We start from the raw sequence: 11483 nt of genomic DNA, 5'->3' as shown, positions 1-11483 counted from the left end.
CATTCTCTTCATAAATAAGCTTTTAATTTTTAGTATAACTCCTGATGGCTAAATTCCTCGTTTTACCTTTTCTCCGCTCCCTAATTCTCCTCCCTAATTCTCAATATACTACTCTTGTACATATCTAAAGTTAGAGGACAATTGCTTGGAATAACTGCGAGAATAAGATTAAACACAAGTTAAACGCAAGTTAAATCCAAGTCTATGTATTTATCAAATAATTATTATGTTCACATATCAACAAGAAACAGATACTCAGCAAACACATATTCTCGTAGTTGATGATGTTCCCGATAACTGCTGGATGCTACAAACCTTATTAGAATTAGAGGGTTACAAAGTTGATATTGCTGGAGATGGTTATGAAGCTTTGGATTTGATTGAATCTAATCCACCAGCATTGATATTATTGGATATGATGATGCCTGGAATTAATGGATTAGAGGTTGCAAAAAGGGTTCGTGAGAATAGAAGATTACCTTTTATTCCGATTTTGATGTTGACTGCTTGGGATAATTTATCAGACTCTCCCGATTATGCAAGTAAAATAGATGCTTTAATTACTAAACCAATTGATTTCGATCAGTTATTTGTAACAGTAGAATCTCTATTACCTCCTAAAAAAAAAGAATGTCTTGAAGCATTATAGAACGATGAGAAAGAATAGTAATTGTCAGAATTTCAGTTAACAAGAAAATTTGGAACTTTGAATTTTAGCTTTGGGAACAATCAAAATTTCCAACATTAATCTAAAATCCGTCTTGAAAAGTTTGTACTGAGCGACAGCGAATGTATCTAAAATGCTTCTAGCTTCCTAACATCTGTAAATTATGCAAAGTCGCATATAACCCATCTTGACGTACTAACTGCTCATGACTACCTTGTTCTACTAATTCACCACGCTTCAATACAAAGATTTTATCGACATTCCGAATAGTAGATAAACGATGAGCGATAATAATAGCAGTTCGTCCAATTAATAACTCATTTAAAGCTGCTTGAATTAACGCTTCAGTTCCCACATCTAAATTTGCAGTTGCTTCATCGAGTACCAATACTTGCGGATTCCGAATTGCCGCACGGGCAAAAGCAAGTAGTTGTTTTTGACCACTGGATAAATTTGTACCCCGCTCCCGCAATTGTGTATGATAACCTTGGGGAAGTTGTTCGATAAATTCGGATACATTTGTCTTTTCTGCCGCAGCTTGAACCTCTTCAAATGTGTAACCATCACCTAGTGTAATATTACCTTTAACATCCCCAGCAAAAATAAATCCATCTTGGAGAATTACCGCTAAATATCGTCGTAACTCAGCTTGGGGAACATCACGAATATCAATCCCATCAATTAAAATGCGTCCTTTTGTGGGTTCGTAGAGACGACATAAAAGCCGAATAATTGAACTTTTCCCCGCACCAGTGGGACCAACTAAAGCAATTTTTTCACCTGGATAAATGGTAAAATTGAGATTCTTAATCACGTAGTCATCATCTTTGTAGGCAAACCAAACATCCTCAAATCGGATTTCCCCACGTGGTATTTTGCTGTCATTACTTTCCTCAGCATCCAGATTTTCGATAATTTCGTCAATGTAACCAAATTCAAATCCTGAAAGTGCGCGAGAATTTGCTTTATCGCGTATTTCTATTGGTTCATCTAAAATATCACCTACTCTTTCAATTGCGGTAAAACCTGCTTGAATAACTGTAAATTTCTCGGCAAATTGTTGCAATGGTTCAAATAACCTTTGAGCATAGAAAATAAATGTAGATAATATCCCAAATGTCAATTGTTCTTTTAATAGTAACGAACCACCAAACCACAAAACACCAGCAACAGCAATTAAAGCAATCCATTCGAGAGTTGCGGAAACTGAAGAGTCGAAAAATATCGTTTTATCGACTTCTTCCACATAATCCGTATTACTTTGATAAAAAAGTTTGCTATTAAATTTTTCCCGTCGAAACAAATGTACAACTCTAATCCCAGTGATATTTTCTTGGAGTTGGGAATTTAATACCGAAAGTTCTTCCCTTGCTTTGTAATTAGCTTTGCGATATTGCTGCTGAAAGTAAATAATTAATCCAGCAATTGGTAAGAGCATCACAATTAATAATGTTGCTAATTGCCACTGAATATAAAACATAAATCCAGCGATTACCAGCATTGAGAATAAATCAGCGATAATACCAATCGCTCCAGTGGCAAACACATCTCCCAATACTTCCACATCACTAGTCAACCTAGTAATTAATTTACCCACAGGAGTGCGATCGAAAAACCGTACAGCTAGTGATGTAACGTGGTTAAACAAATCCTGACGAATTGCCGCAGTAATTTTCTGCCCCACTTGTTGGATGAGATAACCCTGAAATCCACTCATTAAGAGCTTTATGAGTACCGTTACAAGTAATATGAGTTCAACAACATACAACCCTTCCATGACGGTATCACGCTGGAAAAACCCATAGGTACTAGGTTCTTTGCGGATTAGGGAAATTGCTTGTCCAATTAATAACGGTTGTGTCGCATTTGCGATCGCAATTGGTACTAGCATTAACATTGCGATAGCGAGTAATCGTTTGTGTTTCTTTGCGTAAGGTACTAACCGCAAAAATAACCGCCAATCGGTTTCACGAGGACGGTCTGCTGTATTATTGGATTTGCGAGGGGGTTTGCCTGGGGATATGGTGTTGCTCATAACAGCAATTATATATTTTTTTTTCTAGAGATTTTTTCTAAAGATTTTGTATGTAGATTTTTCTCTTCTTCGTGACTTCTACTAACCATTAATGAACATACATATCTTGTGGAATGGGCATCCTGCCCGTTAATCTAATTAGGCAGGCACGATGCCCCGAAGTTTGACGGGACGGAAGCCGACACCGCCAACTTCTCTCTGCTCCACAAAACCAGATTTTTATTTTTACATTTTCAAATACTAACTACCATTTCTTGTCGCATCTTACTAATGAAATCACCCATATTTCCAGTATTCAAACGATAACTCAAAGGATGGGCAATTAGCCTTGCAGTACTTTCATATAATGTTTCAATCTCAATTAAACCATTTTCTTTTAAGGTTCTTCCTGTGGAAACAATATCAACAATAGCTTCAGATATACCCGTAATTGGTCCCAATTCTACAGAACCAGATAAAGGAATAATTTCTACAGGTAAATCCAAATTTTGGAAATAATCACGGGCAGAATTTACATACTTTGATGCAATCCTTATTTGTGCAGGCAAATCCAAACTTGAACGATAGGAACTTGATTCTTTCACTGCTACAGATAGACGACAATAGCCAAATTTTAAATCAACTAAATGAGCAACATTAGGCTTTTTTTCGCGCAATACGTCATATCCGACAATACCTAATTGTGCCTGTCCATAGTCTACATATACAGGAACATCTTGTGCCCTAACTAGTAAACCTTTTGCTCTACCACTTGCATCAATAATTTGTAATTGACGGGTTCCAGAGTCTAGAAAAGCCCTAAAATCTAATCCAACTGATTGTAGTAGACGAATGCTATCTTTTAAAAGTCCACCTTTCGGTATTGCAACGGTAATCATAGAATTTAGGTAGGAGTTAGGAGTTAGGAGTTAGGAGTTAGGAGTTAGGAGTTAGGCAGGGCTGATTCATCCCCTAAAACACTTTAAAAATCAAGGGTTATAGCAATTTAAAACTGGTTATTTTGTTACCAGCGTGTCGAGAAAACGAACAAAATTACGGCTAACCGAGTGCTTAAAAGTTAATTTAATCGCCACCCTTACTTAGACATTTATCGCTAACTATCTTGACAAATCCTGTTTAAAAGGGAACGAAACAGCCCTGAGGAGTTAGGAGTTAGGATGCTCATAAATTATCGTATCTTTTTAAAGTGACTTAAAAATGATTTTTTAACTTGTGTTAGGGAATCTGAATTAAATAAAAGATAACTCTTGATTGTGTAGATTAATGTTGGGTTACGCAAATCCTCCACCCAACCTACAAATAACTGAATTAGAGCCAATTTTAAAATCAGCAATATCTAATTTTACCAGTAGTGTGACTCAACTCTAAATTTAGTTTGAAATTGAAAATCTAATTATCTAGACTATAAAATCTAAAATCTCAAAGTAATATGCGAATACTCTTAGTTGATGACGAAACAGAATTAACCAACCCCTTAACCCGATTACTGACACGGGAAGGATATAACGTTGATGCAGCATACGATGGAAGCAATGGGAACGAATTAGCTCAAAGTGATAATTACGACTTACTAATTCTAGACTGGATGCTACCCGGAAAAACTGGACTCGAAATTTGTCAAGAACTACGTCGTCAAGGTAAAACTACCCCCGTACTGTTTCTCACTGCCAAAGATACCCTGGATGATCGGGTTGAAGGGTTGGATGCTGGGGGGGATGATTATTTGGTTAAACCTTTTGAACTGCGGGAATTGCTTGCGAGAGTACGTGCTTTGCTACGTCGTTCTAGCACTCAAATACAGGAATTAGCAACGGAAAGATTGACAGTTGCAGATTTGGAACTCGATCGCGAAAATCAATTTGCTTACCGTCAAGGAAGGATTATTGAGCTATCGGAAAAAGAGTGTCAATTATTACAGTATTTTATGGAACATACTGGGCAGTTGCTAACTCATGCTCAAATTATGCAAAATTTGTGGAATGAAAACGAACAACCCAGCAGTAATGCGATCGCGGCTTTAATTCGTCTATTGCGGCGTAAAATTGAGGTTACGGGGGAGGCGCAACTGATTTACACTGTTTATGGCAAAGGTTATCGTTTTGGAATTTCAGCATAATTAGTTTGCTGGGGGTTTCTATTTTTCAGTTTCTGACGAATTTTTTGGTAAGCAAGGGGGTTGATCGATACTTTTACGTATAATAAACCAAATTTAGTATTTTTTGAATACTTTACTACGTATAATTATTGAGTTATAATAGTTACCTGCGAAATTAAATGCTATTTATTTGTAATAATTGGTTAATTTGTAGTTGCATATATTCTCTCAATTCCTGCGCTTTTTGATAAGCAGCTAAACGCTTTTTCGTATCACTATTAATTGTAGTTGTAGTATTAACTGGTTGGATGAAGTAATTTAATTGCGATCGCATTGCCCAAACACCCATTGAAGGGAAAAGAATAAAAATCAAAATTAATGGTGATAGTGGCAAAAATGGCATTCTAAATAATCGTTGTAGCCATGTAAAGTTAATAGTAAAAGGATGCAACTTTTCATTACCAATACAAATCACAGGAAGAATCGGAAGCTGATAATTTTGACTGAGTTGGACAAAGCTTATATCAAAAGCTTGTAATTGATAACGTTTTGCCCATCCTTTAATTGGTCCACGTAATCCTTCTGGTGCATAAAGTACATTTTTATGCTCTTCAATTGCCACTTTGAAACTATTAAGTTCAGCACGGACACCACCCAAAACTTTTGACCATCCAACAGGCAACCACCAACGCATCAAAACATGGTCAAATAAGGCAGTACCCGCTAAAGGTTGAACAATTAATCCACATTCTTCTCTTAGTAAATAACTCAAGCAAATGAAATCCCAAGGGAAAGACATTCCCGCATGATTCATAATTATAATTAGTGATTCGGCTGGAGATAAATTTTCGATATTATGTAATTTAGCACGAAAATAATGTTTAATAATGGGAGCTAATATTTCTCGACCAAATAACTGCTGGTAATTGGGATTAAACTCAGTAATTTCATTATTTGGGAAACGACAACCCAAACGCAACCAGCGAATTAATACTGCTAGATAAAATCCACATGGGATTAGAAATAAACCATACTCAAACCATTTCCATCCATCAGTATCTGAGTGGTAATGTTGCCAGTGACGGTTAAATAAAATCAACCAACCTGGTGGATACCAAAGACAAAACCAGTCAAACCAGTTAAATTTGTAACTTGTAATTGAGTTATCCTTTTTAAATTCACGGTTGTGAGGATTTCCTAAGTCTTGATGAATCACAAATTTTCGGACAAGTGTATTATTTCCTATTAAAGCAATAGTAACCTTCAAAATTGCGATCGCACCTCTGACTCAAGACATAAAACCCTGACTCAATCTAGATTTTTCTGCTTTTGGAGAGCGATTTCTGCTTTTGCTTGCTGCCAAAGTGCTTCCAACTCATCTAAGTTGTAATCTGTTAATGGACGATTTCCAAATAATTCCATTTTTTGCAAACGTTGAATAAAGCGCTGATTTGTTCCTTGTAAACCTTCACTAGGATCGAGTTTATGCCATCTAGCAAGTTGAATTATCGAAAATAGTAAGTCACCTAATTCAGCTTGTTGCTCTTCTGGTGTTTCGTGAATTAATGCATGTTGAAACTCTGCCAATTCTTCGTGAAATTTACTCCAAACCCCATCAATATTTTCCCACTCAAAACCAGCTTCGGCAGCTTTCCGAGAAATATTCATTGCTGCTGTGATTGGTGGAGATTTCCGAGCGTAACTACTCAATTGGCTGCTTAATAATTGTTGATTTGGTGCTATTTCTCCTTTTTCTAACGCTTTAATTTCTTCCCAATTTTGCCGCACTTCATCGATATTTTTTACCGACACATCACCAAACACGTGGGGATGACGACGAATTAACTTTTGGGAAATCCCCTCAGCGATTTCTTTCAATGTAAATTGTTGAGATTCACTCTTAATTTGTGCTTGCAATACTACTTGTAATAATAAATCTCCCAACTCTTCACAAATTGCCTGGTTATCTCCACTTTTAATCGCATCCACAACCTCATAAGCTTCTTCAATTACATAAGGTATCAGAGTTTGCGGAGTTTGCGCTAAATCCCAAGGACAACCATCTTCAGGATTTCGTAATTTTGCCACAACATCGATTAATTCTTGTAGTGCAGTTAATGTATTATTCATTAGGTAGTGATTAATAGTTAATTATTGAGGTGAATATAAATTATGAATTATCTTTTTTTTCTTCCCTTAGTTACTAATTTCTTCCCCCTAACTACTTTGCGTTTTTTGATTTTGCGACTTGGTAATATTCCTCTAATTCCTTGCTTTTTAAATCGCTTGTAAGCTGAACCAGTCCAATCACTAAACGAATGACTCATTGCCCCCGCTTCCAAACCTAAAAACAACGCGATAAATTCTGTTTTGTATTGAGCGATCGCACCTAATATACCATTACCCAACCCCTGCCAATTCAAAGCCACATTTCCCACTTTCTCGGCAATTAATAACCCAATCACCGCAATAATGCTTAAGAATAGAGTAAAATAAATAACTCGTAAAGTCGTACCAATTAACGGACCGTGGGAAAAAAACGAACGATGTCGCAGACGCTTTTGATACGGCAACCAAATCCAGCGTAACCATCCCCAGCGTTGAAACTGTCGGGAATAAATATCCAAATCGGGACCAAACATCAATCCCCCCAACATAAAGCCCGTCGCAACCAACAAAGTCAGATTACCATTGCGCGTTTGCCAAAAGGTGACACCAACGACGATAGGTAAAGCCCAAATAGTAATGCGATCGTGCGTCCGACCTGAAGGCATAGGGGTATGATGTAATCGATGCACGTTCCCGTGGGAGTATGCTGAGTGTAGATTCCTAAGTAAGTATAGTACCGGAAAAGCTGCTGATAGATAAAGATTGACAGTAATTCCCACCCTCTAATCTCCTGTCCAAAAAAATTCCAAAAAAAAATTTCCAAAAAGACTAGCGCTATTCAAAAAACTTTGCTAAGATTATTTCTTGTGAGACAAAACGGGCGATTAGCTCAGTTGGTAGAGCGCCTGCCTTACAAGCAGGACGTCATCGGTTCGAGTCCGGTATTGCCCATTAAGTAGATTAAGGTTAGAGGTAAATCCTACGGGTTCTCTAGCCTTTTTTAATAGACATCGACCGAATTTAATCATGCGTTCCCCAGAACCCTTGTCGTGCCTCCGCAATGCTACGTCTCTACGTCTTTTCCGGAGATGTCTAATGCGATCGCTCTGATTCTCCCCCTCTCTGCGTCAAACAAATTATTGAATCAGCAACACAACTACCAGATGGGTGTATCCTTTCTAAAGCAACACTAGGTAGTCAAAAATAGAAAAATGCTGACGACAAATATTGATGAGGTAATAAAGACATTAGACTTGATGATTGCTGAGGCAGCTTCAAAGAGCGATTCTCCAGGGGAGACACTGCGCGATAAGCGGAGCTTAACGCCAAGGGCGTATCGCATTGGTTTATTCGCTGCATTATATCGTCAGGTGACGCTGAAGATTAGAATAGGAATGGAAAGTAATCATTTTGATGATTGCGATCGCATGAATAGATTTGCGGCTAAATTTGCTAATCGTTATTTTATTGCGCTCGATACATATAGAAGTGGTGGTAAACCAACGAAAAGCTGGAAAGTGGCATTTGAAGCTGCTTCACAACCAGATTTTATTATTCTTCAGCATCTTTTGTTGGGTATAAATGCTCATATTAATTTAGATTTAGGAATTGTGGCAGCAGAAATTTGTCCAGGGGAAGAATTACAGAGCTTTGCAGGTGATTTTGAAAAAATAAATAATACAATTGCTGATTTATTAAATCCCAATCAGGAAGTTGTAAGTCAATTTTCTCCACTTTTAGAAATATTAGATAAAGTTGGTGGTATCACTGACGAAGCAATTGTGAGTTTTAGTATCAAAAAAGCACGTCAACAAGCTTGGAACCACGCGCAAATTCTAGCATTACAAACAACTGAACAGCAGCAATCAACAATTATTTCACTCGATCAGAAAGTCGCTTTTTTAGGACGTATCATTGCTAGTCCAAGTCGGATTATAGATAAAGCCATAGAAATAGTAAAATCATCTGAAAGCAATGACATACCAGTAATTATTGATGCTTTAAATAGAATTGTTTATTTTTAATTATTATTGGGAATTGGGCATTGATTACTGATTACTGATTACTCATCAGTCCAATTATTTGATGATTTTGGTGCATGAGTCAAACTATCAATACCACTTACCCGCATTTGCTCATAAACACCTTGAGTTGGTGCTAACCAAACTCTACCAATCCCTCGGAAAGTTTGTAGCAATCCTTCACCACTCGTCAAAGTTCCGAAAATAGTCTTTGTAGATTTTTCCACAGTAAACTCAATTTTACCCGATCGCATTAAAGCAAAATTACCATCAACCTTAAGAGTTTCATTATTCAAATGGATGCAATGCACTTCCGTAGCAGGAACAGGTAACTCAAACACACAAATCCCCGTACCACGAATCCGAGTTTGGAATAAACCCTCACCACCAAACAAAGCTGATGAAACGTTCCTTTGTATTGCAACACCAACATCAAGTGAACCTTCACCACAATAAAACAAACCGCGATCGCAAATAAGTTCTTCGTTATTCAGATAGTAAACCAAAAAATGACTAAAAGAAGGTTCGAGGAAGATACAGCCATTTCCCCGATAGCGCGGAATAAATGCTGACTCATTCGTCATAAACTTGTTGAGCATGGCTTTTCCTAAACCTGCCATTCCCCCAGCTCTATTTTCAACTTGAATTTGCCCATACAAATATTGCAATGCACCAGCTTCAATTTGTGCTTCTCCATCTTGGAGGGTAATTTTTACCTGCTTGAGTTGCATTCCCACTTGATTTGCATAGTAAATAGCCTGGGCTGTTTCTGGGTCATTTATACCCGATAATGATTTATAACCGAGAATCTCAACTTTAAAATTATCCCCAGATACGCAATCGATTACCTCCACTCTCGATGATGAAGACTTTTTTTGATGGTACGGTTCAATAAATCCCTGTTCCCCAATATTTGCCACAGCATATCCCCTGGTAAATTTAAGTCAGCAACACTACCAGTGTAGATAATTCTCCGCAAATTAGAGCAAATTAGGGTAAACAACCGTTTGCCCCTACTTAGAACTTTTGGAACTTACAAATTTTCCGTATCAATTCCCTTTTCTCTCAACTTGACTAATAAATATTGATTGCGATCGCGCAAAAATATACTACGAACGGCTTAAAACTTTACTAATATAGAACCCCTCTCCAACCTCTCCCCTTGGTAAGGATACTGTTGGCGAATCGTTGAGGGGTGAAGACCCCCACCCTCTCGTTACCAGGCTCCAGCCTGGTAACGCGCTTTTGGAGGCTCTGCCTCCAGTTAGGTTGGAGGCGGAGCCTCAATCGCTGCATTCCTTGCCAGAGGCAAGGAACGAGGAAAATGGGGTTCGACCCATCATTAATTCGCCAACAACATCCTTGGTAAGGGGAGAGGCTTAAGAAATTGAATTAGTATAACAAACCGAAATATTGACTTTACTCAAGAAATCGGGTTTCTCCCAGCAAAAAATCCTAATTAGCATAATAATAAAATAAGGATGGGGAAACCCCACCCCTACGGGTATATTATTGTTGTTTGATGAATTTCTCTGCTTGTGCGATCGCGTATTCAATTTCCTCTTTGCTACTTGCTTCTATTTCTAATTCCCTACCATCGGGTGTTTTCAGCTTGAGCTTGATCGGTTTATTACCTAACCTGTCAGAGAGGAACGTAAATAGCTTTGTCAAGTTAGCTGGATTGACTTCTGCCATCAAAATGCCAGTGAGAATGCTACCGATTGCTTTACCTTTACGTCCAATTGGTGGTTCTGTGTCAATTCCTGCCAATTCTTCCAGTTCTTGCCGCAGTTCGTCTTTTCCGTCATCATCCAAATCAAAATCGTTGAAATCAATAATCAATTGGAGCTTAGATGCTTCTATCATAATTATCACCGGAAATATATATACATTGTTACAGAATTACAATAATTTAAGATTCAGTAGCAAAAGTAATATTTCCGCAATTTGACAATTTTTATGCCACTTATCCGATATCCAACAAATTCCCTACTTGTTGCTGCAAAGGTTGTATTTTGCTTTGTACAACATCCCAAATGATTTCGTTATCCACTTGAAAATAAGTGTGTACGAGTATATCTCGTAATCCTGCTATTTTACGCCATTCAATCTCTGGATACCTGTCTCTCAATTCTTGGGGAACATTTTTAACTGCTTCTCCAATGACCAAAAGATTAAAAATGACAGCATCAAAAGTTCGCTCATCTCCAACAAATCCATAGAAAGTCATATTTTGTGTGTAGTCGAGTATTTTGTGTAACTAGACAAAATATCTTCCAAGTATAAATTAAGATTACGTGACATAGATTATATCTCGCTCTACATTTTCGCGGATTTGAGGCTTTAATGCTTTCCAAGTTACTAAATCTACCCGACTTCCTAATTGTTCCTCCAAATAGAATTTCACGTCCGTGTAGCGATCAAAAGTTATGGGAGACTCTAGATCGACTAATATATCTACATCACTGTCGGCTCTAGCCTAGGCTGTTGACTTTGTGAGTTTTTAAGGAACTTTTATCATACAATAATAGTGTTGTATTTTTTCGAGGTAAAAGT

11 protein-coding genes, 1 tRNA gene and 1 pseudogene are annotated in these 11483 nt (G+C 37.5%); 4 read left to right on the top strand and 9 right to left on the bottom strand.

What is annotated here, in order from left to right:
- Positions 1 to 226 precede the first annotated feature (226 nt).
- Positions 227 to 649 carry a response regulator gene (locus CK510_RS18000; RefSeq protein ID WP_095723015.1) on the top strand — a complete coding sequence of 141 codons (423 nt, stop codon included), beginning with the start codon at positions 227 to 229 and terminating at the stop codon, positions 647 to 649.
- A 157-nt stretch (positions 650 to 806) separates the two neighbouring features.
- Here the strand turns inward: CK510_RS18000 and CK510_RS17995 are convergent, their stop codons facing one another.
- A complete protein-coding gene (locus CK510_RS17995; RefSeq protein WP_095723014.1) occupies positions 807 to 2702 on the bottom strand; it encodes an ABC transporter ATP-binding protein in 1896 nt (631 codons plus the stop codon).
- Between the two features lie 233 nt (positions 2703 to 2935).
- A complete protein-coding gene (hisG, locus tag CK510_RS17990; RefSeq protein ID WP_095723013.1) occupies positions 2936 to 3580 on the bottom strand; it encodes an ATP phosphoribosyltransferase in 645 nt (214 codons plus the stop codon).
- 551 nt (positions 3581 to 4131) lie between these two features.
- Between hisG and rppA the strand changes: the two genes are divergently transcribed.
- Positions 4132 to 4818: a two-component system response regulator RppA gene (gene rppA / locus CK510_RS17985; protein ID WP_095723012.1), complete on the top strand. Its 687-nt coding sequence runs from the start codon at positions 4132 to 4134 to the stop codon at positions 4816 to 4818.
- A 154-nt stretch (positions 4819 to 4972) separates the two neighbouring features.
- On the opposite strand, the gene CK510_RS17980 is transcribed toward rppA, so the two are convergent.
- From CK510_RS17980 to CK510_RS17970, 3 genes are all read right to left on the bottom strand, one after another.
- Positions 4973 to 6013, bottom strand: coding sequence for a 1-acyl-sn-glycerol-3-phosphate acyltransferase (locus CK510_RS17980; protein ID WP_095723011.1), 1041 nt, complete (start codon positions 6011 to 6013; stop codon positions 4973 to 4975).
- Positions 6014 to 6105: 92 nt separating this feature from the next.
- Positions 6106 to 6927: a nucleoside triphosphate pyrophosphohydrolase gene (mazG, locus tag CK510_RS17975; protein ID WP_095723010.1), complete on the bottom strand. Its 822-nt coding sequence runs from the start codon at positions 6925 to 6927 to the stop codon at positions 6106 to 6108.
- A 47-nt stretch (positions 6928 to 6974) separates the two neighbouring features.
- On the bottom strand, positions 6975 to 7571 hold the full coding sequence (locus tag CK510_RS17970; RefSeq protein WP_095723009.1) for a metal-binding protein: 597 nt from the start codon (positions 7569 to 7571) through the stop codon (positions 6975 to 6977).
- 213 nt (positions 7572 to 7784) lie between these two features.
- Here CK510_RS17970 and CK510_RS17965 point away from each other — a divergent pair.
- Together CK510_RS17965 and CK510_RS17960 are read left to right on the top strand one after the other, a co-directional pair.
- Positions 7785 to 7857: transfer RNA gene (locus tag CK510_RS17965), tRNA-Val, on the top strand.
- Positions 7858 to 8117: 260 nt separating this feature from the next.
- Positions 8118 to 8930 (top strand): DUF5995 family protein, encoded by an 813-nt coding sequence (locus CK510_RS17960; protein WP_095723008.1) that lies wholly within the window; start codon positions 8118 to 8120, stop codon positions 8928 to 8930.
- Positions 8931 to 8968: 38 nt separating this feature from the next.
- Here CK510_RS17960 and CK510_RS17955 read toward each other — a convergent pair whose 3' ends face one another.
- The 4 genes and pseudogenes from CK510_RS17955 to CK510_RS17940 all read right to left on the bottom strand — a co-directional run.
- Positions 8969 to 9847, bottom strand: a complete 879-nt coding sequence (locus CK510_RS17955; RefSeq protein ID WP_095723007.1) for an AIM24 family protein — start codon at positions 9845 to 9847, stop codon at positions 8969 to 8971.
- Between the two features lie 589 nt (positions 9848 to 10436).
- Positions 10437 to 10793 (bottom strand): hypothetical protein, encoded by a 357-nt coding sequence (locus CK510_RS17950; RefSeq protein ID WP_095723006.1) that lies wholly within the window; start codon positions 10791 to 10793, stop codon positions 10437 to 10439.
- A 100-nt stretch (positions 10794 to 10893) separates the two neighbouring features.
- Complete coding sequence (locus CK510_RS17945) at positions 10894 to 11157, bottom strand: HepT-like ribonuclease domain-containing protein (protein WP_245912198.1); 264 nt, start codon at positions 11155 to 11157, stop codon at positions 10894 to 10896.
- 63 nt (positions 11158 to 11220) lie between these two features.
- A pseudogene (locus CK510_RS17940) lies at positions 11221 to 11391 on the bottom strand (nucleotidyltransferase family protein); the annotation flags it as partial.
- Positions 11392 to 11483 lie beyond the last annotated feature (92 nt).

Origin of the sequence: Brunnivagina elsteri CCALA 953 (genome assembly GCF_002289455.1) — a bacterium.
GTDB lineage: Bacteria > Cyanobacteriota > Cyanobacteriia > Cyanobacteriales > Nostocaceae > Brunnivagina > Brunnivagina elsteri.
Note: the sequence above shows the minus strand (reverse complement) of the source record. Positions and strands in the feature narration are given on the sequence as shown.

Bases quoted from the DNA above. Each gene is read 5' to 3' on its own strand.
- mazG (WP_095723010.1), bottom strand. From the start codon at position 6,927: ATGAATAATACATTAACTGCACTACAAGAATTAATCGATGTTGTGGCA.
- CK510_RS17945 (WP_245912198.1), bottom strand. From the start codon at position 11,157: ATGACTTTCTATGGATTTGTTGGAGATGAGCGAACTTTTGATGCTGTC.
- hisG (WP_095723013.1), bottom strand. From the start codon at position 3,580: ATGATTACCGTTGCAATACCGAAAGGTGGACTTTTAAAAGATAGCATT.
- rppA (WP_095723012.1), top strand. From the start codon at position 4,132: ATGCGAATACTCTTAGTTGATGACGAAACAGAATTAACCAACCCCTTA.
- CK510_RS17950 (WP_095723006.1), bottom strand. From the start codon at position 10,793: ATGATAGAAGCATCTAAGCTCCAATTGATTATTGATTTCAACGATTTT.
- CK510_RS17970 (WP_095723009.1), bottom strand. From the start codon at position 7,571: ATGCCTTCAGGTCGGACGCACGATCGCATTACTATTTGGGCTTTACCT.
- CK510_RS17960 (WP_095723008.1), top strand. From the start codon at position 8,118: ATGCTGACGACAAATATTGATGAGGTAATAAAGACATTAGACTTGATG.
- CK510_RS17995 (WP_095723014.1), bottom strand. From the start codon at position 2,702: ATGAGCAACACCATATCCCCAGGCAAACCCCCTCGCAAATCCAATAAT.
- CK510_RS18000 (WP_095723015.1), top strand. From the start codon at position 227: ATGTTCACATATCAACAAGAAACAGATACTCAGCAAACACATATTCTC.